The following is a 24,804-nucleotide window of genomic DNA, read 5'->3' as shown; positions in this document are numbered from 1 at the left end:
TCAGGCACCCGGATCCGGCGTGCGCAGGCGTTCCACGATGGCGTCCATGGCGCGGTCGAACAGCAGCGCGGAATCGAGCAGCCGCGCCGTGCCGTTGGCAAAGCCCTGGGCCAGGCCGGCAAGGCTGTGGTCGGCCACCTTGAGGCCGCGACGGTTCACGAACAGGTAGCGACCGCTGATCGGGCTGATCCACGAGAGCTTGGCGCGGTCGGTGCTGCCGTCCGCGCTGGTAAATTCCAGCCACTGGCCGACCTTCAGTTCGCGGGCCTGGACGAGGTTGCGCTCGTCGAAGGCCTCGTCCGGCAGGGATTCGTCCTCGGGCACCGGCTCGATGATCGGTTCGTCGATCGCCTGGATGGCATCGGGCAGCGGCGTCACGCTGGCGATGAGCGTGCCCGATCCGGTCTCCGGTACGGACTCGCCCAGCTGTTGCCGGTAGAACGCATGCAACTGCGCCAGCAGTTGTTCGGTGTCGGCATCCTGGAAGGCCACGGCGGTCAGCCCGCGGCGCAACGTCCGCTCCACGGAGGGCAGCAGCGCACGCAGGTCGCGTCGCCCGTTGAGGTCGTAGACCGGACGGGCGCTGGCGATGAAATCGTCGACGAAGCGCAGCGATTCGCGGAATTCAGGCGAGTCTTCGCCCTGGCGCAGCAGGGTGAGCACGATGTAGTTGGCCCAGGCCCGGGTCAGCACGCCATGGATCAGCGGCGGCAACGCGGCACCGCCGACCCGGCTGACGATTTCCTCCGCGGCGCGCCGACGGGCGTGCTCCAGTTTTTCTCGGCCGCGGGTGGATTCGGCCACGCGCTGCTCGGCCAGCTCCGCACGCTTGCGGCTGATGTCGAGGAAATCCTGCAACTCCGTCGCCAGGCGGTTGAAGAGATCCACGTCGTCGTCGAAGTCGCGCAGCAGCCGTTCGACGATGGTTCGGGTCTTGTCGAACAGGCGGCCGTCGCGGTCGGATTCGGCCGACCAGCCCTTGGCCGCATCGGCCATGGCGTCCAGCAGCTGGCGCGCGGGGTGGGACTTGTGCGCGAACAGGCGCCGGTCGAGCAGGGCGACCTTCAGGTAGGGAATCTGCAGGCGCGCCAGCATCACCTGCATCTCGGCGGGCAGGTTGCGGTCTTCGAGGATGAACTCGAACAACATGCCCACGAGATCGATCGTGTCCTCGTCCACGCCCGACACGTGCGCGGTCTGTTGCCCGCGCAGCTGGCCGATCTGGACGAGCAACTGTTCCTTCAGCTGGGCCACGTCGCGGGTGACGTCGGCCTGTGTGGCAAGCGGTGCGGCGTGACTGGGCAGGCTGGCGATCTGGCTTTGCAGCAAGGTCAGCGCACCGAGCATCTCCGCCGCGCTGGGCAGGGGGCCGATCGGCAAGGCCTGGCCACCGCCGGTAGCTGTGCCGGTCAGGGCGGAGATCGCGCCGCGACGGGCGGAGAACATGGCGTGCAACGACTGCATGAACTCCGCCGCTGCCGCGTCGGTGACCGGGGCCGTTGCCTGCGCCGTCGTCGTGGCCGAGGACGCCGGGCCGGTAGGGGCGGGCGCGTCGCTGCGGCGCGTGGCGATCTCGTGGCGCAACTGCGGGAGCACGCCGGCCGCGGCCAGTTCGTTGTTGATGTCGTCGTACAGCTCGTCGATGCCGGCGAGCACATAGCGGTCGAAAAGCTTGTAGATGATCAGCTTGACCCGGACCTCCACCACCAGCTCGCGCATGGCCTGGCGGAAGGCCCCGGCCAGCGAGGCGGGGCCGACCGGGTTGGAGGCGTCGTCCATGCGGGCGCCGCCGCAGATCACGGACAGGCGCTGGTTCACGGCGAACAGGGCGCGGGCTAGGCGTTGCTCGTTCTTGCCGATCATGCTGGTGATCGCCAGCGATTCTTCCAGTTCGTTCTCGCCGACGAGGCTGAGTTCGATGTTCGCCAGGGGGCGTGCGTGCGCGTCGGCCTCGGGCGCGCGCGTGCGGCCGGCGGAGAAGTCGGCCAGGTCGCGGGCCACCTGGCCCAGGAAGCTGCGTTCGACGATCGCGCGCTTCTTGCGCACCTCGCGCATGCCGTCGAAGAACTGGGTTTGCGCGGCGTTGTTCTCGGCCTTCTCGGCCAGGTCGAACAGGGCGTCGTCGATGTTCTCGAACATGTTGGTGGCCAGCGCGTGCAGCCGCTTGGTCGCCAGCCCGCGCACCGTGACCAGGAGCGCACCCACACTTTCGATACGAGGGTCCATTCGATGGCTGAGATCGACGACGTTCGACGGCTCGTTCGCGTTATTCATCGCGCATCTCTGGATTCACCGGCCCCCGCCTGAGGGGCCATTGTGCGGGATCGAATGCTTTAAAGTGTGACTCAGGTCACGGATTCTGCGCGAGACCGCTTTCCGGCGTAAAGCCGGTGAGCTGCAGCGTGCCGATGCCCGCTTCCGGCAGCATCACGGGGATGCCGTCCTCCACGCGATAGACCAGTTGGCCGTCGGTGGTGATCAGGCCTTCGGCCAGGACATCGGTGACTTTATCGCCGGCTACGGTGTCGACCGAGCCCGCGCGGATGGCACTGTTGAGGGTGTCGCGCTCGGCGGCCGTGAGGGCGCGCAGGGGGCGCTTGCTGACAGGGCAGCAGAGGATGTCGAGGAGTCGCTTGTCCATGGAGAGCGGCCGTGCCGGCCAACCTGTAGATCGGGAATGCACTTACAATAGCGACTTTTGGGTGGCCGGGCCATGATTTCCAACGAAGGTAACGGAGCGGGCGCGCCGCGCGTGGGCGTGGTGATGGGCTCGCGATCGGACTGGGAAACGATGGAGCATGCCTCCGCCACACTCACCCGCCTGGGCATCGTCCACGAGGTGCAGGTGGTTTCGGCCCACCGCACGCCCGATCTGCTGTTCGGCTATGCCGACGGCGCGCGCGGCCGCGGTATCCAGGTGATCATCGCCGGCGCCGGCGGCGCGGCCCACCTGCCGGGCATGATCGCGGCGAAAACGGCCCTGCCGGTGTTCGGCGTACCCGTGCAGTCCAAGGCCCTGAACGGCATGGATTCCCTGCTTTCGATCGCGCAGATGCCCGCGGGCATCCCCGTGGGCACCCTGGCGATCGGCCGCGCCGGTGCGACCAACGCCGCCTTGCTGGCCGCCTCCGTGCTCGCCTTGCACGATCCCGCCGTGGCCAGCGCGCTGGATGCCTTCCGCGCCGAGCAGACCCGCAACGTCCTCGACAACCCGGACCCGCGTACGTGAGCCGCACGCTCCCCACCGTAGGCATCCTGGGCGGCGGCCAGCTGGCGCGCATGCTGACCCTGGCCGCTGCACCGCTGGGCATTCGCACCGTCGTGGTGGACACGTCGCCGGACGCCTGCGCCGGCCAGGTGGCCGAGCTGGTGGTGGCCGACTGGTCCGACGAGGCCGCGCTGGCCGCGTTTGCCGCCCGGGTGGACGTGGTCACCTTCGACTTCGAGAACGTGCCCGCCGCCGTCGCCGAGCGCCTGGCCGGGCAGGTCGACGTGTTCCCGAATCCGCGGGCCCTGGCCGTGGCGCAGGATCGTCTCAGCGAGAAAACCCTGTTCCGCGAGGCGGGCCTGGATACGCCCGACTTCGACACCGTGGACACGCGCGACGACCTGGTTCGCGCGGTCGGCCGGATCGGCACCCCGGCCATCCTGAAGACGCGGCGGCTCGGCTACGACGGCAAGGGGCAGTTCCGCCTCAAGTCGGACGGCGATATCGACGCGGCCTGGGCGGCGCTCGGCGATGCCGCCGGCCAGCACGGGCTGATCCTGGAAGCCTTCGTGCCGTTCGACAGGGAGTTGTCGGTCGTGGCCGTGCGAGGCCGCGACGGTGCCTTTCGTGCCTGGCCGCTGACGCGTAACTGGCATGTCGACGGCGTGCTGTCGCTCAGCCTCGCCCCCGCGCCGGGCACGTCCGACGACATGGATCGCGCCGCCATCGCGCATGCGCGCACCATCGCCGAAAAACTGGATTACGTGGGTGTGTTCGCGCTGGAGCTGTTTGTCCGCGGCGGCGACCTGCTCGGCAACGAAATGGCCCCGCGCGTGCACAACTCCGGTCACTGGACCATCGAGGGCGCGTACACCAGCCAGTTCGAGAACCATATTCGCGCCGTGCTGGGCCTGGCCCTGGGCGACACGGGTGTCCGTGGTGCCAGCGCCATGCTCAACTGGATCGGCGACCTGCCCGACCCGGCGCCGGTGTTATCGGTGGCCGACGGTCATTGGCACGATTACGGAAAGGAAGCGCGCGCGGGTCGCAAGGTCGGCCACGCGACGATCTGCGCCGCCGACGCCGGCAGCCTGCGTGCGAAGCTTGCCGAGGTGGGTGCGGCGCTGGGTCGCGATGACCAGGTGGCGCCGGCTGTGGAGCTGCTTGGCTGACGCCACCTGGCCACGCGGGTAGGAGCGCGCGATGCGCGCGACATCTTTTAGCGGCAATCCGCAAGCTGGCGCGCGAGGCCAGGCGCTCGGCCTCAACACATGTCGCGCACATCGTGCGCTCCTACACGGGCCTGGTATCGCGCACATCGTGCGCTCCTACATGGCCTGGTATCGCGCACATCGTGCGCTCCTACACGGCCTGGTATCGCGCACATCGTGCGCTCCTACGGGTCGGTTGTAGGAGCGCACGATGTGCGCGATCTCGGTGCGTCACAACGCGCGATAACGCGGTGCAACGCACCGACAAACCTCAGGCGAGGTTCTTCGCCGCAAAATCCCAGTTGACCAGGTTCCAGAAGGCTTCCAGGTACTTCGGGCGGGCGTTGCGGTAGTCGATGTAGTAAGCGTGCTCCCACACGTCCGCGGTGAACAGCGGCTTGTCGCTGCCGGTGATCGGCGTGGCGGCGTTGGACGTGTTGACGATGGCGAGCGAGCCATCCGGGCGCTGCACCAGCCAGGTCCAGCCGGAGCCGAAGTTGGCGGCGGCCTGCTTGGCGAATTCTTCCTTGAACTTGTCCACGCCACCGAAGGCCTTGGTCAACGCGTCGGCGAGCTTGGCCGGCGGCTCGGCGCCGCCCGGGGCACGCATGGAGTGCCAGTAGAAGGTGTGGTTCCAGATCTGGGCGGCGTTGTTGAAGATACCGCCCGAGGACGACTTGACGATGTCCTCCAGGCTCTTGTCCTCGAACTCCGTACCCTTGACCAGGTTATTGAGGTTGGTGACGTAGGTCTGGTGGTGCTTGCCGTAGTGAAACTCCAGCGTTTCGGCGGAGATGTGCGGCTCGAGTGCATTCTTTTCGTAGGGAAGCGGGGGAAGTTCGAACGCCATGAGGGAGCTCCTTAGCGGTGGCTGGGGGGAAGGGCGTCAACAGGGGGCGCGGCGGCCCACGCTGTTACACTACGCAACTAATCGCATTCTAATGATGAAACCCGACCTATGGACGTCGTAGACGAGATCAAGGCCATCGTGGCGGCCCATCCGATCGTGCTTTTCATGAAAGGCACGCCGGAATACCCCACCTGCGGATTCTCCGATCGTGCGGTCAGGGCGCTGGCAGCGGCGGGGGCCACGTTCTTCACCGTCAACGTCCTGGCCGATCCCCGCGTCCGGGCGGGCCTGCCGCATTATTCCAACTGGCCCACCTTTCCCCAGCTGTTCCTGCTGGGTGAGTTCATCGGTGGCTGCGACATCGTCGAAGACCTGCACTCGGCCGGTGAGCTGAAGCGCATGGCCGCCGATGTGGCGGAGGCCAATTCGTGAGCTCCCTGCCGTCGGCGCGCCTGCCAGCCTCCTGGACCCCCACCCCCGGCCTGCTCGACGGGCGGGTAGTGGTGGTCACCGGGGTCACGGGCGGCCTGGGCGGCGAGACGGCGAAGGCGGCGGTGCGAGCCGGCGCCACGGTGGTCATCACCGGGCGCAAGGTGCGCGCCCTGGAAAAATGCTACGACGAACTGGTGGCGCTGGGCGGTGCCCAGCCGGTGATCCATCCGCTGGACCTGGAAAGCGCCACTCCGAACGACTACGCGGCGCTGGCCGAGGGCATCGAAAAGGAATTCGGTCGCCTCGACGGCCTCGTGCACGCCGCAGCGCACTTCAACGAGCTGACGCCGCTGGCCATGCACAAGCCGGACGACTGGCTGCGCGCCGTGCAGGTCAACGTGTCGGCGCCGTTCGCGCTGACCCAGGCCTGCATGCCCTTGATGGGGAAGGCCGCGGACAGCGCGGTGGTGTTCGTCCTGGACGATCCCGACCTGCTCTCGCGTGCGCACTGGGGCGGTTACGGGGTATCCAAGGCGGCCCTGGAGCGCCTTGCCACCGTGCTGCACGCCGAAAACGGCCGCGGCCCCCTGCGTGTGCACGCGCTGCTGCCGGCGCCGATGCGCACGGCCTTGCGCCGCGCGGCGTATTACGGCGAGAACACGCTCGACCGGCCGCTGCCTGGGGCAACAGCCGAGGCCGTCGTCTACCTGCTTTCGGACGCGGGGTCCGCCGCGCGCGGCAGCGTGCTCGACCTTCGTCCCGCCCCTTGAACGTCGTATAGGAGTTATCCATGGAAGCGCAGATGACGACGTTGTCGGCAGGCATCCTGCTGTTCCTCATCATGGACCCGCTGGGCAACATCCCGCTGTTCCTGGCCTTGCTCAAGGACGTGCCGCCACAGCGACGGCGCAAGGTCATGATTCGCGAGCTGCTGATCGCCCTGGGCGTGCTGATCGGGTTCCTGCTGGGCGGCCAGTACATCCTCAAGGTGCTTCAGCTGCGCCAGGAGTCCGTAAGCATCGCTGGTGGCATCGTGCTGTTCCTGATCGGCATTCGCATGGTGTTTCCGCCCGTCGAGGGTGGCGTATTCGGCAAGCCGGGGGAGGGCGAGCCCTTCATCGTGCCCATGGCCATTCCCGGCGTGGCGGGCCCGTCGGCCATGGCGGCACTGCTCCTGCTGACCAACTCCCAGCCGGGTCGTACCGCCGAATGGGGCATCGCCCTGTTCCTGGCCTGGCTGGCCACCGCGGTGATCCTGCTCAGCTCCACCTTCCTGTTCAAATGGCTGGGTGAGAGCGTCCTGACCGCGCTGGAGCGCCTGATGGGCATGCTGCTGATTGCCCTGTCGGTGCAGATGTTCCTCACCGGGCTCTCGGCCTACCTGCATATCGCGGTCTGACCCGTCTTTCGGGCCTCCGCCCGCAGGAACGTACGCAACGGTAGGGTTGCTGTCATAATTGACGGCGAGCATGCACCGGGCGGACACCGTCCGTCCGGTGCATGCGTCCGATGCCCGGCGAGGGGCACTTGAGGATGTTCGAAGGCTTATGAGAAACCACGACTCCGTACCGGCCCCGTTCGGTTTGAACCGTTCGACGTCAAGGGGAGCCTGAACCATGCTGAGCATCGATCAGACACTGATGGAGCGCCTGCCCTGGCTGGCGCAACACCCGCTGATCCGCAAGCCGCTGGTCGGCATGCTGGAGAAGCTGGCCCACGAGTCCCGCTTCAACAAGACGCTGGACCATGCCGGAACGGCGCTGGGCTTCGACTTCTGCGAGCGCACGCTGGATTACCTCGGCGTCAGTTGCCGGATCACCGAGCGCGAGCGCGAGAACATTCCCGTCGAGGGACCGCTCATCGTCGTGGCCAACCATCCACTGGGCATGGTGGACGCGATCGCCCTGCTGCAGATGATCGGCACGGTGCGCCGGGATGTCCGCATCCTGGGCAACGACGTGCTGGCCGCGGTGCCCCAGCTGGGCCCCCTTCTGCTGCCCGTGGACGTGTTCGGCAAGGGCGCCGCTTCGCGCATGCGCAACATCTTCCGCGCCATCCAGGCCGGCGAAGTGCTGGTGATGTTCCCCGCAGGCGAAGTGTCCCGCGTGGGGCCCTCGGGCGTACGCGACGGCAAGTGGTCCGACGGCTTCGCACGCATTGCCATGAAAGCCGGCGTGCCGGTGCTGCCCGTGCACATCGCGGCGCGCAACTCGGTCGCGTTCTACGGCCTGTCCATGCTGGCCAAGCCGCTCAGCACCGCCATGCTGCCGCGCGAGGCCACGTCCGGACGCCAGCGGGTCGGCTTCCGCATCGGCAAGCTGGTGGATGCCGACGAACTGAAGCAGGTCAGCGGCGGTTCGGCGGAGCAGGCCGCACGCCTGATGCGCCGCCACGTCTACCGTGTGGGCCGTGGTCGCGACCTGGTGTTCGGTGGCCAGACACCGCTCGCGCACCCCGAACCCGTGGAGCGTGTTTCCGCGGAGCTGGACCAGGCCGAACTGCTGGCCTCGCTGCCCGACGGCAAGCGCATCGTGCTGCTGCAAGGCTCGCAGGACAGCTACGCGCTGCGCGAGATCGGCCGCCTGCGCGAATTGACCTTCCGTCGCGTGGGTGAGGGCACCGGCAAGCGCCGCGACCTCGATGCCTACGATCCCCATTACGAGCACCTCGTGCTGTGGGACGCCAAGGCCCTGCGCATCGTAGGTGCCTACCGCTTCGGTCACGGCGGCCGTCTGATCACCGCACGCGGCATGGCGTCCCTGTACACCTCCAGCCTGTTCGACTACTCGCCGGCGCTCGAATCGCGCCTGGCCCAGGGGCTGGAGCTCGGGCGCAGTTTCATCACACCCGCCTACTGGCGTTCCCGCGCACTCGACCAGCTCTGGCAGGGCATCGGCCTCTACCTGCAGCGCAACGCGGACGTGCGCTACCTGTTCGGTCCGGTCAGCATGTCCGTCAGCATGCCCCGCGAAGCAAGGGAATGGATCGCGGCGGCGCACCAGCATTTCTTCGGCGTGCAGGGTCTTGCGGCGGCACGCCAGCCGTTCGTCATCCCGGATGCCACCATCGCCTCCGTACGCGCCGAACTGGAAGGGCTGGACGCGGCCAGTGGTCTTGGCCGGCTGAAGCATCGCCTGGACGCGCTGGGCGTGACGCTGCCGGTGCTCTACCGGCAGTACGTGGACCTGGTGGAGCCGACCGGCGTGCAGTTCCTGGCCTTCGGCGAAGATCCGGATTTCTCCGGCTGCGTGGATGGCCTGGTGCTGCTCGACCTGGCCGCGTTGAAGCCGTCCAAGCGTTCGCGTTACCTGGGCAAGGGCTGACAGCGCCACGGAAGTCTGCCCTCGCGCGGATTTCCGGTTACGCCCATACACGGACACGCCAGCGGGTATCGCTGGCGTGTCCGTTTCCGGTAATGGCGTGGGGCCTGTAGCCTTTCCAAACCCGCGCCCTCATCGTTAAACTGTCATAACGCGGCGATAAGGTTGACCCTTGTCTGCTGGACCGTTCATCTGTTTCCCAACGTATTGACCCACCTGCATTTGCGGGTCATTCGCCGTGCCCGGAGATAACGTTTTTCTTGCGTAGAGCGTAATAAATATCGGCTGGCAGATAATCGATATCAATTACGGAAAGGGTATTAAAAGCCGATTCAAAAGAATAAATAGCTGCCTCGAAAAGGGGCTGGCCACGGACGGCTTTGGCATGACCTCAACCCAGTGTTTTTCAGGAAACCCTCCATGATCCGCAACTCCCTCTCGGGCGCCATCGCCTTGACCCTCTTCGCGGCCGCCAGTGTCGTGTCGGCGCAGGACAGCCAAGGCACGCAGGCCGCCGATGCGCAGCGCGCTCGCAGTGCCGCCGCCAGCACCTCGAATACCACGAACGACAACGCCACCCGTCGCGCTACCCAGCAAATGGAATCAGTGCAGGTGAAGGCGGATTCGCTGTCGCTCGGCGCGGGCCTGATGTCCGTCCAGGATGCGCCCAAGGCCGTGTCCACCGTGTCGCGCGAGGCCATCATCCGCGCCGCGCCCGGCATCAACTTCACCCAGGCGATCGACTCGATCCCGGGCGTCACGGCATCGACCGACGACTACACGGGCCTCAACGACGGTAATGCCTCGATCCGCGGCTTCAGCCTCGACGAGATCGGCGTGACGGTGAACGGTGCGCCCATCAACGACAGCGGCAACTACAAGATCTACGCCACCGAATACGGTGACAGCGAGAACATGGGCGACGTGACCGTGCAGCCCGGGTTCCCCGAGAACGGAACGCCGATCTCCGGCGCCGCGGGCGGTTCCATCGCGTGGGTCACGGTCGATCCGTCGCACACCGCCGGGCTCGACGTCAGCCAGTCCGGCGGCGGCAACAGCTATCACCGCACGTTCTTTCGCCTGAACACCGGTGACACCGGCCCGGTGCGCTCGTGGATTTCCTACTCCAACAACGAGACCAACCTGTGGCGCGGCCGCGGCAAGGCCAAGGTCACCAAGGTCGACGAGAAAACCGTCTGGCAGATCGACGACAAGAATTCGGTCGCGTTCTCGGTGCAGTACAACCGCCTGATCAAGACGAACTACGAGTCGCTGACCAAGGCCCAGGCGGCCCAGCAGTACGACCAGAGCTACCTGGGCACGTACACGCCCGGCAGCACCAGCAGCAACTACTACGCGCTGCACCAGAACCCGTTCCGCAACTACCTGGCCAGCATGGACGGCGAGTTCACGCTGTCCGACAACCTGCGCCTGTCGGTGGTGCCGTATTTCCAGTACGGCTACGGCGGTGGCGGCTCGGGCAGCACCTTCACCGAGAACGCGAAGGCCAACGGCAACTACTACAGGACGGTAGCGTACGACCTAAACGGCGACGGCAAGATCGGCGGCACCCAGCTGGTCAACTCGTACAGCTACTCGACGACCTACCGGCCCGGCATCATCGCCAAGTTCAACCAGGACCTGAGCGACAGCAACAGCCTGGAATACGGGGTGTGGGCCGAGCGCCCGCGCCAGCAGCAGGGCCAGGCATTCGTGCCCGTGGATTACGCCACCGGCGTGCCCATCGATACGTGGGCCGCCAAGGGCTCGCGCATCACCTATCCGGACGGCACATCGCAGAAGGCTTACAGCCAGTACACCACGACCACCAATGCCAAGGCGTTCGTCACCGACAACTGGAACCCGACCGACAAGCTCACCCTTACGGGCAGCGTCGCCTATGTCTGGTCCAAGCGTGATGGCGAGGTCGCCGAATACCCGGATTCCGCCGGCGCGATCAATGCGGCCGGCAAGGTGACGGTGACGCCGACCAACATCGGCTACGGCGCCTCACCGGTGGACACGTACCACAAGTGGACGCCCACGGCGGGTGCGAAGTACCAGCTGGATGCCGAGAACCAGATCTACTTCGGTATCGGCAAGACGTTCCGTGCCCCGATCAACGGCGCGGTGCTGAGCAACGCCCTGTACGGCTACGGCACGGCCCAGGCCGGCGCGCTGCCGAACAAGCCCGAAACCTCGACCAGTGCCGACCTGGGCTGGCGCTACTACGGCGAGCGCGCGTCGCTCAGCGTCGATGCCTTCGCGGCCAATTTCAACAACAAGCAGGTCTCCGGCTACGACGAGGCCACCGGTCTGGGCGTGTATACGCAGCTGGGCAAGGTGCATAACCGCGGCATGAGTGCCGAGGGTAGCTTCAGCTTCGACCCGCAGTGGTCGGTGTACGGCAACTACACCTACCTGCAGTCGCGTATGGAGGACAACCTCGATTCCCTCGGCGACGGCATCTACAACACCCGCGGCAAGACCCTGCTCAACGCACCGCGCAACTCGGGGTATGTGGAGCTCAGCTACAAGAACGGGCCGTTCTGGGCCGGACTTAACGCCAAGTACCAGGGTTCCATCTGGGGCGACTGGTCGAACACGGAGCGTGTCGGCGGCTACACCACGCTGAACCTCAATGCGGGCTGGGATTTCCCGGACTTCTCGTCGACCTTCCGCAAGCCGTACATCAAGGTCAACGTGTTCAACCTCACCGATCGCAAGGCGCTGACCAATGCGAACAACACCTCGGCCTTCCTGGCGAGCAACCCCGGCAAGATCAAGGATGCCAATGGGGTGACGCTGTTCACGTCGGCGCCTTACTACTCGGTGCTGGAGGAACGGACGTTCATGGTGACCTTCGGAGCCTCGTTCTTCTGAGTCTTGTCCGGTCACGGTAGGGAGGCCCTCCCGGTCGGCCCTGCCCATGCGCATGATCTTCAGGCCCCTCCTCGCGAGGGGCTTTTTTTGTGTCGGCCGCGCAGGTATGCGCGGTATAGGCAACACAGGCTTGCGGCCCGCCATGCCGCTCGTCGACATCGCCGGTAGGGGTGGCTCTTACAGGATCCGGTGACGCGGGCGTTATTGGCGAAATATATACTTTAAAATCAATGGATTAATCGACAAAACCACCAACCGTCACGGAAGTGGTATTTATCAAACTGGCGTGAAAACGTTACAAATCTGTCATACAATGCCGTTAAAGTTGGCTTAACAACTGTCGCCACCGGTCGCAAGGATGTGAGCCGGGTCACATGAGACGACACAGCCAGCGATTTGGGGAAAGTCCAGATGCGACGCTCCACCCGGCCCCGCGCCAGGTAGCCCTTCGTCTGGAAAAAATTTTCGTATGCAAGCCACAGGGTCGACCATTAGATGAATAGCCGAATCCGCGCCAAACTCCTGCCGTTGGCGATCGCCTCGCTGCTGACGGCACCTGCGTTCGCGCAGGAAACCTCGTCCACGATCAGCGGCCGCGTCCTCGACGCCGGCGGCCAGCCGGTGGCCAATGCCACCGTCGTCATCGTGCACGAGCCGTCGGGCACGACGAAGACCACCACCACCGATGCCAGCGGCCGTTACTCGGCCCAGGGCCTCCGCGTCGGCGGTCCGTTCGACGTGACCGCGACCAAGGATGGCGCCCCGTCGGCTCGCCAGGACAACGTCTACCTGCAGTTGGGCGCGGACACCGCGGTCAACCTGACCTCCGGCGCCGCCGCCAATGCCGCCGATGCCACCGCGCTGAACGCTGTCACCGTGTCGGCCGTCTCCGGCCAGTTCTCGTCGGAGAACAAGGGCCTGGGCACCACCATTTCTCAGGCGCAGTTGAAGGCCACGCCGGCCCCGAGCCGCAACATCGCGGACATCGCCCGTCTCGACCCGCGCGTCAACGTCGACCACGGCACCGGCGCGATCTCGGCCAACGGCCAGAACGCCCGTATGAACAGCATCAAGGTCGACGGCCTGGGCGTGGGCGACCCGTTCGGCCTGAACGGCACGGGCATGCCGACCGTCGGCTCGCCGGTCTCGATGGATACGATCGACTCGTTCAACATCTCGACGGCCAACTATGACGTCGGCTCCGACACGATCGGCGCGGACATCAACGCCGTGACGAAGTCGGGTACGAATGACTTCCATGGTTCGGCCTACTACGGCTTCAAGAACGCCAGCAGCATGGTCGGCAAGGCCGGCTGGCTCGACCAGGGTCGTGACTACACCGAGTTCGATCGCAACTGGGTGGCCGGCGCGACCGTCGGTGGTCCGATCATCAAGGACAAGCTGTTCTTCTTCGCCGGGTATGAGAAGGAAGAAGTGACCGGCCTGAGTTCGGGTGCCGTCAATGGCCTCGATCCGTCGCTGGCCAATTCGACGGTCAACAAGATTTCGCAGAACGATTTGCAGCGCATCGTCAATGGTGCAACCGGTCTCGGGATCGCCCCGGGCAGCACCGGGGCCAACGCCGGCACGCTGACCGACAAGCGCTACATCGCGAAGCTGGACTGGAACATCACGGACGGCCACCGTATGAACCTTGCGTACTCGCGTACCAAGGAAGTGAAGCCCAACCCGCAGGGCAACGGCACCTCGTCCGTCGGTCTGTCGAGCTATTGGTACACCGTCAACTCCGATATCAAGAATTACACGCTGCAGTCGTTCGACGACTGGAACGACATCTTCTCGTCGGAGACCAAGATCGGTTACAGCGACTACGGCCTGAATCGCTCGGTCGACACGCAGCAGCCGATGGTCACCGTTCGTGCGAACAACACGAACTTCGGCACCAGCGCCACCGGCCCGACGGTCAGTCTCGGCGAAGACCAGTTCAGCCATTACAACGCGGCTTCGGTGAAGACGCTCAACGCGATGTGGGCCGGCACGCTGTATCTCGGTGACCACACCATCAAGGGTGGCTTCGAGTGGGAGCGTAACCGCATCTACAACCTGTTCGGCCGTACCGAATTCGGCGCGTACACGTTCGGCAACAACGGTGCGAACAACATCGCCAATGGCCTGTACAGCAACTATTCGCTGTACCAGCCGGCGAAGGGCTACTCGCTGAACGACATCGCGGCCCAGTGGGAACTGCGTCGTCACACCTTCTTCCTGCAGGACACCTGGCAGGCATCAGACAACCTTTCGGTGCAGTTCGGTTTCCGTGTCAACAAGTACCTGACCGACGACAAGCCGCTGTACAACGCAACGTTCCAGTCGAAGTACGGCTTCAGCAATGCCAACACGATCAATGGTAGCCAGCTGGTCGAGCCGCGACTGTCGTTCAACTACACCTTCGACAGCGAATACAAGACCCAGTTGCGCGGTGGCGTCGGCCTGTTCCAGTCCGATCCGCCGACCGTGTGGATGACCAACCCGTACCAGAACAACGGTATCAACGTCGCTACGTACTCGTATGATCGCCTGGCCGATGGAGTGAACTGCAAGCTCGGCACCCAGACGCTTCCGTGCCCGCAGTTCAGCGCCAACCCGTTCAACCAGCCGACCAGCGGTGCGGGCACCCTGCCCCAGCAGGCGGTGGATACGGTCGACAAGAACTTCAAGCTGCCGAGCGTGTGGAAGTCCTCGATCGCCTTCGATCGTGAACTGCCGTGGCAGGGCATCATCGCCAGCATCGAGTACCAGCACCTCGACGTGCAGGACGGCATCCTCTATCAAAACCTGAATATCGGCGGTCCCACCGGCATCATGCCCGACGGTCGCTACACGTATAACGCCTGCATCGGTGGCGCGACCCCCGTGGGCGGACCGACGGGCGTCAACTGCGCGGGCAATGCAGCGAACCTCATCGGTTCGAACACGGGCGGTAGTAATGCTCGCGCTCGCCGCGACGACCGTTTCGCCCAGGGCGTCACCTACCTGACCAACACCTCAAAGGGTGGTGCCGACACCGTCACGCTGTCGTTCTCGAAGCCGATGGCGGATGGCTGGTCGTGGAGCGTCGCGGCCACCGGCGGTCATTCGACCGAAGTGAACCCCGGTACGTCGAGCCAGGCCACGTCGAACTATTCGAACAGCGCCTGGACCAACCCGAACGAAGATGTCGCCTCCACGGCCAATACGAACATCGCGAAGCGCCTGAACGCCTCGCTCACGTGGCAGCACAACTTCTTCGGCGACTATGCCACCACGATCAGCGCGTTCTATGACGGCCACTCCGGCGTGCCGTACAGCTGGATCTTCGGCAACGATTCGAACGGCGACAGCTACTCGAAGGACCTGGCGTACATCCCGACCCGCAACGACGGCACCGTGTTCCGCAATGCCGCCGGTACGGCAGCGGCGTCGCAGCAGCTGGTGAACCAGTTCTACGACTACATCAACGGTGACAGCTACCTGCGCAAGCAGCAGGGCAAGATTGCCAAGCGTAACGGTGCCACGTCCGCCTGGGTCAACCAGATCGACCTGAGCATGAGCCAGGAAATTCCCGGCATCTTCAAGGGCAACAAGGGCGAGATCCGCCTGGACGTGTACAACTTCCTGAACCTCGTGAACAAGAAGTGGGGCCAGCAGTCGTATGTCGGCTTCCCGTACACCCGCACCCTGGCCAACTTCGGTGGCGTCAACGCGCAGGGCGAGTACATCTACAACCTGCCGACCGATGCCAACGGCAACTTCCAGCCGGGCCTGAAGGGCATCTACGACGCCCCGACCGACAACAGCGCGACCAAGATCAACCCGGTCTCGCGTTGGTCCGCCATGCTGACGGTTCGCTACACGTTCTAAGCGAAGGATTCGTTGCTTGATCCGGAGGCCGGTACCCGTGAGGGTGCCGGCCTTCTTTTTGCCACGGACGGCGCCGGTCTTGACCCCCCGGCGCCGTCCGCGTGATCCTAGGCGGTCCGCTCCCGATCCGGAGCGGGGTTCGCCGCTAATCCGCGGTCGTAAAGGACGAGTAACTCCATGAATGCCATCCATTTCGGGGACCCGGTCAACGGCAAGACCGTGAGTGCCCGCGTATCGCCGGCCGGCGGCCTCGACATCCTCTCCCGCAACGAAGTGGCGCGCCTGCGCGACGCCAGCGGGTCGGGCCTGCACCAGTTGCTGCGCCGTTGCGCGCTGGCGGTGCTGACCTCGGGCAACCTCTCGGACGACCCCGGCACCCTGTTCGAGCAATACCCCGATTTCGACATCCAGGTGCTGCAGGAAGATCGCGGCATCAAGATCGAACTGAAGAATGCGCCGGAGCAGGCTTTCGTCGACGGCCGCATCATCCGCGGCATCAACGAACTGCTGGTCGCGGTGGTGCGTGACATCGTCTACGTATCCACCCAGCTGGAAGCAGGCGCCTTCGATCTCGACGACACCGTGGGCATCACGCACGCCGTGTTCGAGATCCTGCGCAATTCGCGCATCCTGCGCCCCCAGGTGGACCCCAACCTCGTGGTCTGCTGGGGTGGTCATTCCATCTCGCGCGACGAGTACGAGTACACCAAGCGGGTCGGCTACCAGCTCGGCCTGCGCAGCATGGACATCTGCACCGGGTGTGGCCCGGGTGCGATGAAGGGCCCCATGAAGGGCGCGACCATCGCCCACGCCAAGCAGCGTCGCAAGGGCAACCGCTATATCGGTGTGACCGAGCCGGGCATCATCGCCGCGGAGTCGCCCAACCCGATCGTCAACAACCTGGTCATCATGCCGGACATCGAGAAACGTCTCGAGGCGTTCGTGCGGCTGGGCCACGGCATCATCGTCTTCCCGGGCGGCGTCGGCACGGCGGAAGAAATACTCTACATGCTCGGTATCCTGCTGTTGCCGAAGAACAAGGGCATTCCGTTCCCGTTGATCTTCACCGGGCCGCAGCAGTCGGCGGCGTACTTCGAGCAGATCGACCGTTTCCTCCGCCTGACACTCGGCGACGACGTAGCCAAACACTACAAGATCATCGTCGACGATCCGGCGGCTGTCGCACACGCCATGGTCGCGGGCATCGAGAAGGTGCGCAATCACCGGCTCGACAACAAGGACGCCTTCTTCTTCAACTGGGCCCTGGATATCCCGCTGCCGTTCCAGCAGCCGTTCCGTCCCACGCACGAAGCCATGGCCGGCCTGGCGCTGCATCGCGATCGCCCGAAGCACGAACTGGCGGCCGATCTTCGCCGTGCGTTCTCGGGCATCGTTGCCGGCAACGTCAAGGAGGAGGGCGTGCGCGCCATCGAACAGTCCGGCCCGTTCGTGATCGACGGCGAGCCTGAGATCATGCGCGCCCTCGACGAGATGCTGAAAGCCTTCGTTGCGCAACACCGCATGAAGCTGCCCGGCGGCACGGCCTATGAGCCGTGCTACGTGGTGCGCACCTGATAGGCGTACTTAAGTAATGGCGGCCGGATCGGGTAGGTCGGTCCGGCTCGCCATTAGCTGAACGCCACGCGCAAACGGGCACGATGCGTCACACCGTCTAGACGGCTCCACAAGCGAGGATGGCACCCACGCATCCCGCCCGGAGAGATCCCATGCTCGTCACCATCCTGCTCGTCATCCTCGTTCTCGCACTCATCGGCGGGCTGCCCACGTGGGGCTATTCCAGCTCGTGGGGTTACGGTCCCAGCGGCGGTATCGGCGTGGTCCTCGCCATCGTGCTGATCTGCTGGCTGCTTGGCGTATTCTGATTTCTCTCCAGGTTCCCGGTGACGCCCAGGCGCACCGGGAGCGGAGCACCCCATGACCCGACCCCATCGTCCCGTTCCCGCGACCGACAAGGTGCCGACAGGCGCCGAGCCCGTGCCTTTCGACGAGTCGCCGGTGAATCGACCCGGCCCCGATCCGGACACCGACGGCGATCCCGTGGAGACCTGAGTTGGCGCGTGTTGAATGGCCGGGCGATATCGTTCCCCGCAGCTTCTTCCATCGCGACGCGCGCGATGTGGCTCCGCAGCTGCTGAACAAGTTGCTGGCCTCGGCTGACGGAAGGGCAGGGCGCATCGTGGAAGTCGAGGCCTATATAGGCGCCATCGATCCTGCCGCACACACGTTCCGTGGCAAGACCAAACGCAACGCGGTGATGTTCGGACCTCCCGGGCATATGTATGTGTACTTTACGTACGGCATGCACTGGTGTGCGAACACGGTGTGCGGTGACGAAGGCGAAGGTTCCGGCGTCCTCATGCGCGCGCTCGAACCTGTCGCGGGTATCGAAACGATGCGTGCAGCACGGCCACGTATCCGTAAGGACCGCGATCTGTGCAGCGGTCCGGCCCGGCTGACCCAGGCCATGGGTATCACCGGCGCACAGAACGGCATCGACCTGGCGCGGGCGCGGGATGGTTACACCATCCTTGACGACGGCATGCCGCCGCCCGATGAGGTGGTCGGCTCCGCGCGTATCGGTATCCGGGAAGGCACCGACCTCCTGTGGCGGTGGTTCGTGGCAGGCAATCCCCACGTCTCACGCGCCTGAGTGCCATGTGCTTCGCGGGGAGGGCAGGTTGGCTTTACCGTTCCATGTGGCATAACCTCTGGCGCATACCCGACATGGATGCTCGCATGAAGCGCATCGTCACCGCGTGTGTTCTTACCGCCCTTTCCATTGGCGTCGCCTCCGCAGATACCTACCGCTTCGGCTCCCAGGTCGTGACCACGGGCGACAGCGAAGGCCGCCTCCGCCAGATCGCCGGCAAGCCCGATCGTGAAACGCCGATCGAAACACCGCGTGGCGGCCTCGAGGGGTATCGGCTGGAGTATTTCGATCACGGTAAATCCGTGCAGATCGAGATCGTCGACGGGCGCATCCGCTCGATCACGCAACTGCAAAACTGACTCGCGAACGTCGATGGGTTATCATCGACGTCTCAACCCCATGTCCTGGATTCGCCCGGTGCTTACGCCACCCTGATCGTCACCCTTGTGTTCTCAGGCTGCGGTATCTACCGCAGGACGATCGCGTGTCGGTTTCTTACCGACCGTCTATCCGTTTACCAGGACAATTCATGAATACCTCTACTCGTTGGAGCCAGCAGTGGTTCTTCAACGTGCGTGGCGACGTGCTCTCGGGCCTCGTCGTCGCGCTCGCGCTCATTCCCGAAGCCATCGCGTTTTCCGTCATCGCCGGCGTGGACCCCAAGGTGGGTCTCTACGCATCGTTCTCGATGGCGGTGGTGATCGCTTTCACGGGCGGCCGGCCGGCCATGATTTCCGCCGCCACCGGGGCGATGGCCCTGCTGATGGTGAGCATGGTCAAGACCCACGGCTTGCAGTACCTGTTGCTGACGACCATCGCGACCGGTCTGTTCCAGGTGCTGGCAGGCGCGCTCCGGCTCGGCGGCCTCATGCGTTTCGTTTCGCGGTCCGTGGTCACCGGGTTCGTCAACGCACTGGCCATTCTCATCTTCATGGCGCAACTGCCCGAGCTTATCGGCGTGTCGTGGATGGTCTATCCGATGACTGCCGGCGCGCTGGCTATCATTTACCTGTTCCCCTACGTCACGCGCGCCGTGCCATCGCCGTTGGTGGCCATCGTGGTGATGACGGTCATCGCCATCGTCTTCCGCATCGATATCCACCGTGTGGGCGACATGGGCGCATTGCCCGATTCGCTGCCGCGCTTCCTGCTGCCGGACGTGCCGCTGAACTGGGAGACCGCGAAGATCGTGTTGCCCACGGCGGCGACGCTGGCGGTGGTCGGGCTGCTCGAATCGATGATGACCTTGCAGATCGTCAACGACATGACCGACACGCGGTCGGACAAGAACCGCGAGTGCATGGGGCAGGGCTTCGCCAATATCGCGACCGGCTTCATCGGTGGCATGGCGGGCTGCGCCATGATCGGCCAGTCGGTCATCAACGTGCGCTCCGGCGGTCGCGGCCGGCTATCGACGCTGGTGGCCGGCGTGGTGCTGCTCATGCTGGTGGTGTTCGGCGCACCATGGGTCAGCCAGATCCCCATGGCGGCGCTGGTGGCGGTGATGATCATGGTCTCGCTCAGCACGTTCAACTGGCGATCCATCGCCGCACTGCGCACGCATCCCACGTCGTCCAGCGTTGTCATGCTGGGCACGGTCGTGGTGACCGTCTGGACGCACGATCTCGCACGTGGCGTGTTGACCGGCGTAATCCTGTCCGCGGTGTTCTTCGCGCGCAAGGTCGGTCGCATGCTGGATGTGGATAGCTCCCTCTCCGAGGAGGGCGTGCGTACCTACGTCGTCTCCGGCCAGGTGTTCTTCGCGTCGGCGGATACGTTCGGTGACTTTTTCGACGTGAAGGAAGAGGACCTGAGCGGCGTGGTGATCGATGTCACCGCGGCCCACCTCTGGGACCTGACCGCGATCGGTGCGCTGGATCGCGTGGTACTCAAGTTCCGCCAGGCAGGCGTCACGGTGGACGTCGTGGGCCTGAACGCCGCCAGCCACGAACTGGTGCAGCGCCTGGGTACGCACCATCGGGAAGGCGCGTCACTGGATACGGGCGCTCACTGAGTGTGCGGATGAGCGGGTCACCGCCCAAAAGAAAAGGGTCTGCATCGCTGCAGACCCTTTCAAAACCTGGCGCCCGAAGTTGGACTCGAACCAACGACCCCCTGATTAACAGTCAAGTGCTCTAACCGGCTGAGCTATTCGGGCGGGGAGCCACGTATTGTGTTGATGTCGATGGGGGCTGTCAAGCGGCTCTAGGCATTTTTTGCGCGGTGCCGGGCACACGCCGCCGCGATGTCGGCGGGAGCGGTTTCGCGACGGATACGGCCCGACCGTGCCAGCACGATGCTGACCGCCGTATGGGCTTTGCCGCGAACGCACAGGCTGATTCGCTGGTTATCGTGGTTGGCGGTGCCGTCGGGCTGGAAGTTCACCGCGGATCGCCCGAGCGAGTGAACGATAGTGATGGCACGGGGCAAGGTATCCGATACATCGAACAAGGCTTTGGCCTGCTGGTCGCGGGCGATCCAACCCAGGCTCCAGTCGGCGGCGGGCGAGCACAGGCGCCCGTCTTCGCTGGGGCAGACGCGGGTAGGGTGGCCGCGCCGGATGGCCGTGGCGCGGGCCTTGTTCAGCGATGTGAAGAGCGCTTCCCCGGTGGCTTTCAACTGGTAGCGGGCGAGTGTCCCGGCAAGGGCCGGCAGGGTAACCAGTGCCAGCAAGCCGGCGATGGCCAGCGTGGTGGTGAGGTCGGGCAGGGTGAAGCCGCCTGGGAGCCTTTGGCGTGTGGGCATGGGGAGCGACCGCGGCAGGAAAAGTCCTTGACCATCCTGACTCGGGCGAACGCCATCCACTGTCAGGTTAGGACCTCACGCCCTGTAGGCGGCCGCCGTTTAAAATCGTCCTTTCAGCCAGCATATGGTCAACCATGACCGATCGCTTCCAGCTCGTTTCGCCCTACAAGCCCGCCGGTGACCAGTCGGAGGCCATTCGCCGCCTGAGCGAGGGCTTCGAATCCGGCCTGGCTGCCCAGACCCTGCTCGGCGTGACCGGGTCCGGAAAGACCTTCACCATCGCCAACGTGGTGGAGCAGATCCAGAAGCCGACCATCGTGCTCGCGCCGAACAAGACACTGGCCGCGCAGCTCTACGGCGAATTCAAGGAGTTCTTTCCGCACAACGCGGTGGAGTACTTCGTCAGCTACTACGATTACTACCAGCCGGAAGCCTACGTGGTGGCCTCGGATACCTTCATCGAGAAGGATTCCAGCATCAACGATCACATCGAGCAGATGCGTCTCGCGGCGACCAAGGCCCTGTTGTCGCGGCGCGATTCCCTGATCGTGGCCACCGTGTCCGCGATCTACGGCCTGGGCGATCCGGAGGACTACATGAGCCTCCGCCTTATCCTGTCGCGCGGCGAGCATATCCAGCAGCGTGCGCTGATCCGTCAGCTGACCGAACTGCAGTACGTGCGCAACGAGATGGACCTGCGGCGCGGTACGTACCGCGTGCGTGGCGAAGTGGTCGATGTGTTCCCGGCGGAGTCGGAGTCCGAGGCGCTGCGCATCGAGCTGTTCGACGGGGAGGTGGAAAACCTTTCGCTGTTCGATCCGCTCACCGGCGAAGTGCTGCGCAAGGTGCCCCGCTACACGGTGTACCCGAAAACCCATTACGCCAGCACGCGCCAGAGCGTTCTCAACGCGATGGAGACGATCAAGGTCGAGCTGTCGGAGCGGCTGGAGCAGCTGTACCGGGACAACAAGCTCGTCGAGGCGCAGCGCCTGGAGCAGCGCACCCGTTTCGACCTGGAAATGATGGCCGAGGTGGGATTCTGCCAGGGCATCGAGAACTACTCGCGGCACATGACCCGCCGCGGCCCGGGTGAGCCGCCGCCGACGCTGTTCGATTACCTGCCGCCGGACGCGTTGATGGTGGTCGACGAGTCGCACGTGACCGTTCCGCAGCTGGGCGCCATGTACAAGGGTGACCGTTCGCGTAAGGAGACGCTGGTGGAGTTCGGTTTCCGCCTGCCGTCTGCGATGGACAACCGCCCCCTTCGCTTCGAAGAATGGGAGCGCCGTGCGCCACGTGCGATCTACGTGTCGGCCACGCCGGCGAAGTACGAACTCGAGCGCTCCATCGACAACGTGGTCGAGCTGGTCGTGCGTCCCACGGGCCTGATCGACCCCGAGGTGGAGGTGCGGCCGGTCCGTACCCAGGTCGACGACCTGCTGGGCGAGATCCACAAGCGCGTGGCGATAGGCGACCGCGTGCTGGTTACCACGCTGACCAAGCGCATGGCGGAAAACCTGACGGATTACCTGTCCGAACACGACGTGCGGGTGCGCTACCTGCATGCGGACATCGACACGGTGGAGCGTACGGAGATCATCCGCGACCTGCGCCTGGGCGAATTCGACGTGCTGGTGGGTATCAACCTGCTGCGCGAGGGCCTGGACATGCCCGAAGTGTCGCTGGTGGCCATTCTCGACGCGGACAAGGAGGGTTTCCTGCGTTCCACACGCTCCCTGATCCAGACCATCGGCCGCGCGGCCCGAAACGTACGCGGCAAGGCGATCCTGTACGGCGACACCATTACCGGCTCCATGAAGGACGCCATCGACGAGACGGCGCGCCGCCGCGAGAAGCAGGTCGAATACAACACGGCCCATGGCATCACGCCTACGACCGTCGTACGACGCATTGCGGACATCATGGAGGGCGCCCGCTCCGATGTGGGTGCCCGCGGTGGCAAGGGGCGCAAGGGCAAGGAGGCGAAGAAGGCCCAGGAAGAGCAGGCCGATTACGGCTCCCTGACCCCCGAGCAGGTCGGCTCCACGATCAAGAAGCTGGAGACGCGCATGTACAAGCACGCCCAGAACCTCGAGTTCGAGGAGGCAGGCAAGCTCCGCGACGAGATCCACCGGCTGCGGGACAGGGCCCTGCGCTGACACGGGCCGGCCCGGGAAAAAAATCCGGCCGGGCTCTTGCAGCGGGGATCGGGCGCCGGTAAACTGCGCAGCTCTTCGGGCGGTTAGCTCAGCGGTAGAGCACTACCTTGACATGGTAGGGGTCACAAGTTCGATCCTTGTACCGCCCACCACTTTCCCTCATCGGGGCGGTGGCACGAAGAAGCTGAAAAAAGGAGCCTGCGGCTCCTTTTTTTGTGCCCGGCATTTGGACGACATCCAGAGCGGTTGCTACTTACGCTTGATGATGATCGGGGACCCGGTGCAAGCATGTCGCGCGTTAGCCAGACTGGAGGCCCTGACGCGAACCGGTCCGGATTCTCACGACCCATCGCCTCGCGTCCCGCACACTGAGGAGGATCAGCGCGATGGAGTACGTCATGAAGAAGACGCGATACCCGGGCCCAGGCCGGCCCGCGGGCTACGCCGACTGCGTGCATCCCTCGGGTGCCGACCTGGCGGGCATCCTCGGCGGTATGCAGGAGCAATTGGGCCGGCTCGACGAGCGCACGGCCAGTATGAATGTGCTGCTTGACCGGATGATGCAGCGTCAGGACGCAGCCGATATCCGTTTCGAGCAGCGCATGGCGGCGGCAGAGGCGCGCACGGAGCAGCGTTTTTCGGAGGTGGAGCAGCGTTTTGCCGACGCTGAAGCCAGGTCGGAGCAGCGCGTACTCGCATCGGAAGCGCGATCGGATCAGCGCCTTGCGGCAACCGAAGCCCGACTGATAAAACGGCTGGATACAAGCGACGAGCATGCCAAGGCTGAAACAGCGCGCCTCGGCTTGCGACTGGACGGCGTGGAAACCAGGCTGGAACAGCTGATCGCCTGGAAACACCGCGTCGTGGGTGCGGTGGTGGCAGCGGGCGTGGCCGGTGGCGTTGCAAGTATCGTGGCCGATGCCGTGTTTCGTCTGCTCGGCCTGTCACGCTAACCGCGAAATGAGGCCGCACGGTGGCTCGGGGTCCGCCAGCGCGCCGCAGAGTCGCTACACTCGTTGCTTTCCCGGTGGAGCGACATCCCGTGGGCTACCTTCTGATCAAGTCCCTGCACATCGTCTTCGTCATCGCCTGGATGGCAGCGGTGTTTTACCTGCCGCGGATACTGATCAACATCGTGGAGGCGGGCAGCGAGGCTGCGGTCCGCGCACGGCTGATCCTGATGGGCCGCCGTCTGTACCGGTTCGGCCACATCATGTTCGGTGTGGCACTCGCTTTCGGTCTGGTGCTCTGGCTCTATTTCCACATCTCCGGTGGTTGGCTGCACATGAAGCTGGCGCTGGTCGCCGGGATGCTCGCCTACTACATCTGGACGGGCCGCCTGCTGAAACGGAGCGAGGCAGGCGGTTCGCTGCCGTCGTCCAAGGCCCTGCGGCTTTGCAACGAGTTGCCGGTACTGGTCCTGCTGGCCATCGTCTATCTCGTTGTCGGGAAGCCGTTCTGACG

General features: G+C 64.9%; 21 protein-coding genes and 2 tRNA genes. 18 read left to right on the top strand and 5 right to left on the bottom strand.

Features of this window, described 5'->3' with window-relative positions; translation table 11 throughout:
• Together AB8808_RS15620 and AB8808_RS15615 are read right to left on the bottom strand one after the other, a co-directional pair.
• Complete coding sequence (locus tag AB8808_RS15620) at positions 1 to 2,274, bottom strand: DUF1631 domain-containing protein (RefSeq protein WP_369930540.1); 2,274 nt, start codon at positions 2,272 to 2,274, stop codon at positions 1 to 3.
• 76 nt (positions 2,275 to 2,350) lie between these two features.
• Positions 2,351 to 2,641, bottom strand: coding sequence for a Trm112 family protein (locus tag AB8808_RS15615; protein WP_369930539.1), 291 nt, complete (start codon positions 2,639 to 2,641; stop codon positions 2,351 to 2,353).
• Positions 2,642 to 2,713: 72 nt separating this feature from the next.
• On the opposite strand from AB8808_RS15615, the gene purE reads away from it, so the two are divergent.
• Both purE and AB8808_RS15605 read left to right on the top strand, forming a co-directional pair.
• Positions 2,714 to 3,229, top strand: a complete 516-nt coding sequence (gene purE, locus AB8808_RS15610; RefSeq protein ID WP_369930538.1) for a 5-(carboxyamino)imidazole ribonucleotide mutase — start codon at positions 2,714 to 2,716, stop codon at positions 3,227 to 3,229.
• A 50-nt stretch (positions 3,230 to 3,279) separates the two neighbouring features.
• Positions 3,280 to 4,380, top strand: a complete 1,101-nt coding sequence (locus AB8808_RS15605; RefSeq protein WP_506193275.1) for a 5-(carboxyamino)imidazole ribonucleotide synthase — start codon at positions 3,280 to 3,282, stop codon at positions 4,378 to 4,380.
• Positions 4,381 to 4,690: 310 nt separating this feature from the next.
• Here the strand turns inward: AB8808_RS15605 and AB8808_RS15600 are convergent, their stop codons facing one another.
• Complete coding sequence (locus tag AB8808_RS15600; protein WP_036140438.1) at positions 4,691 to 5,269, bottom strand: superoxide dismutase; 579 nt, start codon at positions 5,267 to 5,269, stop codon at positions 4,691 to 4,693.
• A 108-nt stretch (positions 5,270 to 5,377) separates the two neighbouring features.
• Between AB8808_RS15600 and grxD the strand changes: the two genes are divergently transcribed.
• From grxD to AB8808_RS15540, 12 genes are all read left to right on the top strand, one after another.
• Positions 5,378 to 5,701: a Grx4 family monothiol glutaredoxin gene (grxD, locus tag AB8808_RS15595; protein WP_354515139.1), complete on the top strand. Its 324-nt coding sequence runs from the start codon at positions 5,378 to 5,380 to the stop codon at positions 5,699 to 5,701.
• A complete protein-coding gene (locus AB8808_RS15590) occupies positions 5,698 to 6,471 on the top strand; it encodes an SDR family NAD(P)-dependent oxidoreductase (protein WP_369930536.1) in 774 nt (257 codons plus the stop codon). The genes grxD and AB8808_RS15590 overlap by 4 nt, the downstream gene beginning before the upstream one ends.
• A gap of 32 nt (positions 6,472 to 6,503) precedes the next feature.
• Positions 6,504 to 7,100 carry a YhgN family NAAT transporter gene (locus AB8808_RS15585; RefSeq protein ID WP_369931273.1) on the top strand — a complete coding sequence of 199 codons (597 nt, stop codon included), beginning with the start codon at positions 6,504 to 6,506 and terminating at the stop codon, positions 7,098 to 7,100.
• 217 nt (positions 7,101 to 7,317) lie between these two features.
• Positions 7,318 to 9,024 (top strand): bifunctional ornithine lipid synthase OlsF, encoded by a 1,707-nt coding sequence (gene olsF / locus AB8808_RS15580; protein ID WP_369930535.1) that lies wholly within the window; start codon positions 7,318 to 7,320, stop codon positions 9,022 to 9,024.
• A 417-nt stretch (positions 9,025 to 9,441) separates the two neighbouring features.
• Complete coding sequence (locus AB8808_RS15575) at positions 9,442 to 11,904, top strand: TonB-dependent receptor (protein WP_369930534.1); 2,463 nt, start codon at positions 9,442 to 9,444, stop codon at positions 11,902 to 11,904.
• A gap of 495 nt (positions 11,905 to 12,399) precedes the next feature.
• A complete protein-coding gene (locus tag AB8808_RS15570) occupies positions 12,400 to 15,765 on the top strand; it encodes a TonB-dependent receptor (RefSeq protein WP_369930533.1) in 3,366 nt (1,121 codons plus the stop codon).
• Positions 15,766 to 15,942: 177 nt separating this feature from the next.
• Positions 15,943 to 17,340 carry a nucleotide 5'-monophosphate nucleosidase PpnN gene (gene ppnN, locus AB8808_RS15565; protein WP_369930532.1) on the top strand — a complete coding sequence of 466 codons (1,398 nt, stop codon included), beginning with the start codon at positions 15,943 to 15,945 and terminating at the stop codon, positions 17,338 to 17,340.
• 152 nt (positions 17,341 to 17,492) lie between these two features.
• Positions 17,493 to 17,648, top strand: coding sequence for a DUF3309 family protein (locus AB8808_RS15560; RefSeq protein ID WP_081916427.1), 156 nt, complete (start codon positions 17,493 to 17,495; stop codon positions 17,646 to 17,648).
• A gap of 52 nt (positions 17,649 to 17,700) precedes the next feature.
• Positions 17,701 to 17,835 carry a hypothetical protein gene (locus AB8808_RS15555; RefSeq protein ID WP_369930531.1) on the top strand — a complete coding sequence of 45 codons (135 nt, stop codon included), beginning with the start codon at positions 17,701 to 17,703 and terminating at the stop codon, positions 17,833 to 17,835.
• Between the two features lies 1 nt (position 17,836).
• Entirely contained in the window at positions 17,837 to 18,436 is a 600-nt protein-coding gene (locus tag AB8808_RS15550; RefSeq protein WP_369930530.1) for a DNA-3-methyladenine glycosylase, read from the top strand.
• Between the two features lie 86 nt (positions 18,437 to 18,522).
• Entirely contained in the window at positions 18,523 to 18,795 is a 273-nt protein-coding gene (locus AB8808_RS15545) for a DUF2845 domain-containing protein (protein ID WP_369930529.1), read from the top strand.
• Between the two features lie 170 nt (positions 18,796 to 18,965).
• Entirely contained in the window at positions 18,966 to 20,450 is a 1,485-nt protein-coding gene (locus tag AB8808_RS15540) for a SulP family inorganic anion transporter (protein ID WP_369930528.1), read from the top strand.
• Positions 20,451 to 20,517: 67 nt separating this feature from the next.
• Here the strand turns inward: AB8808_RS15540 and AB8808_RS15535 are convergent.
• Together AB8808_RS15535 and AB8808_RS15530 are read right to left on the bottom strand one after the other, a co-directional pair.
• A tRNA-Asn gene (locus tag AB8808_RS15535) sits at positions 20,518 to 20,594 on the bottom strand.
• A gap of 47 nt (positions 20,595 to 20,641) precedes the next feature.
• Positions 20,642 to 21,181 carry a GspH/FimT family pseudopilin gene (locus AB8808_RS15530; protein ID WP_369930527.1) on the bottom strand — a complete coding sequence of 180 codons (540 nt, stop codon included), beginning with the start codon at positions 21,179 to 21,181 and terminating at the stop codon, positions 20,642 to 20,644.
• A gap of 134 nt (positions 21,182 to 21,315) precedes the next feature.
• Between AB8808_RS15530 and uvrB the strand changes: the two genes are divergently transcribed.
• From uvrB to AB8808_RS15510, 4 genes are all read left to right on the top strand, one after another.
• A complete protein-coding gene (gene uvrB, locus AB8808_RS15525; protein WP_369930526.1) occupies positions 21,316 to 23,340 on the top strand; it encodes an excinuclease ABC subunit UvrB in 2,025 nt (674 codons plus the stop codon).
• Between the two features lie 77 nt (positions 23,341 to 23,417).
• Positions 23,418 to 23,492: transfer RNA gene (locus AB8808_RS15520), tRNA-Val, on the top strand.
• 246 nt (positions 23,493 to 23,738) lie between these two features.
• Positions 23,739 to 24,293, top strand: coding sequence for a hypothetical protein (locus AB8808_RS15515; RefSeq protein ID WP_369930525.1), 555 nt, complete (start codon positions 23,739 to 23,741; stop codon positions 24,291 to 24,293).
• Positions 24,294 to 24,433: 140 nt separating this feature from the next.
• Positions 24,434 to 24,802 (top strand): CopD family protein, encoded by a 369-nt coding sequence (locus AB8808_RS15510; protein ID WP_506193274.1) that lies wholly within the window; start codon positions 24,434 to 24,436, stop codon positions 24,800 to 24,802.
• Positions 24,803 to 24,804 lie beyond the last annotated feature (2 nt).

This window comes from Xanthomonas sp. NCPPB 2632 (genome assembly GCF_041228075.2).
Lineage (GTDB): Bacteria > Pseudomonadota > Gammaproteobacteria > Xanthomonadales > Rhodanobacteraceae > Luteibacter.
The sequence above is the reverse complement of the archived record's forward strand: the minus strand, read 5'-3'. Positions and strand labels throughout refer to the sequence as shown.

Coding starts and splice junctions, on each gene's coding strand:
- AB8808_RS15620 (WP_369930540.1), bottom strand. CDS start 2,274: ATGAATAACGCGAACGAGCCGTCGAACGTCGTCGATCTCAGCCATCGA.
- AB8808_RS15615 (WP_369930539.1), bottom strand. CDS start 2,641: ATGGACAAGCGACTCCTCGACATCCTCTGCTGCCCTGTCAGCAAGCGC.
- purE (WP_369930538.1), top strand. CDS start 2,714: ATGATTTCCAACGAAGGTAACGGAGCGGGCGCGCCGCGCGTGGGCGTG.
- AB8808_RS15605 (WP_506193275.1), top strand. CDS start 3,280: ATGCTGACCCTGGCCGCTGCACCGCTGGGCATTCGCACCGTCGTGGTG.
- AB8808_RS15600 (WP_036140438.1), bottom strand. CDS start 5,269: ATGGCGTTCGAACTTCCCCCGCTTCCCTACGAAAAGAATGCACTCGAG.
- grxD (WP_354515139.1), top strand. CDS start 5,378: ATGGACGTCGTAGACGAGATCAAGGCCATCGTGGCGGCCCATCCGATC.
- AB8808_RS15585 (WP_369931273.1), top strand. CDS start 6,504: ATGACGACGTTGTCGGCAGGCATCCTGCTGTTCCTCATCATGGACCCG.
- olsF (WP_369930535.1), top strand. CDS start 7,318: ATGCTGAGCATCGATCAGACACTGATGGAGCGCCTGCCCTGGCTGGCG.
- AB8808_RS15575 (WP_369930534.1), top strand. CDS start 9,442: ATGATCCGCAACTCCCTCTCGGGCGCCATCGCCTTGACCCTCTTCGCG.
- AB8808_RS15570 (WP_369930533.1), top strand. CDS start 12,400: ATGAATAGCCGAATCCGCGCCAAACTCCTGCCGTTGGCGATCGCCTCG.
- ppnN (WP_369930532.1), top strand. CDS start 15,943: ATGAATGCCATCCATTTCGGGGACCCGGTCAACGGCAAGACCGTGAGT.
- AB8808_RS15560 (WP_081916427.1), top strand. CDS start 17,493: ATGCTCGTCACCATCCTGCTCGTCATCCTCGTTCTCGCACTCATCGGC.
- AB8808_RS15555 (WP_369930531.1), top strand. CDS start 17,701: ATGACCCGACCCCATCGTCCCGTTCCCGCGACCGACAAGGTGCCGACA.
- AB8808_RS15545 (WP_369930529.1), top strand. CDS start 18,523: ATGAAGCGCATCGTCACCGCGTGTGTTCTTACCGCCCTTTCCATTGGC.
- AB8808_RS15540 (WP_369930528.1), top strand. CDS start 18,966: ATGAATACCTCTACTCGTTGGAGCCAGCAGTGGTTCTTCAACGTGCGT.
- AB8808_RS15530 (WP_369930527.1), bottom strand. CDS start 21,181: ATGCCCACACGCCAAAGGCTCCCAGGCGGCTTCACCCTGCCCGACCTC.
- uvrB (WP_369930526.1), top strand. CDS start 21,316: ATGACCGATCGCTTCCAGCTCGTTTCGCCCTACAAGCCCGCCGGTGAC.
- AB8808_RS15515 (WP_369930525.1), top strand. CDS start 23,739: ATGAAGAAGACGCGATACCCGGGCCCAGGCCGGCCCGCGGGCTACGCC.
- AB8808_RS15510 (WP_506193274.1), top strand. CDS start 24,434: ATGGCAGCGGTGTTTTACCTGCCGCGGATACTGATCAACATCGTGGAG.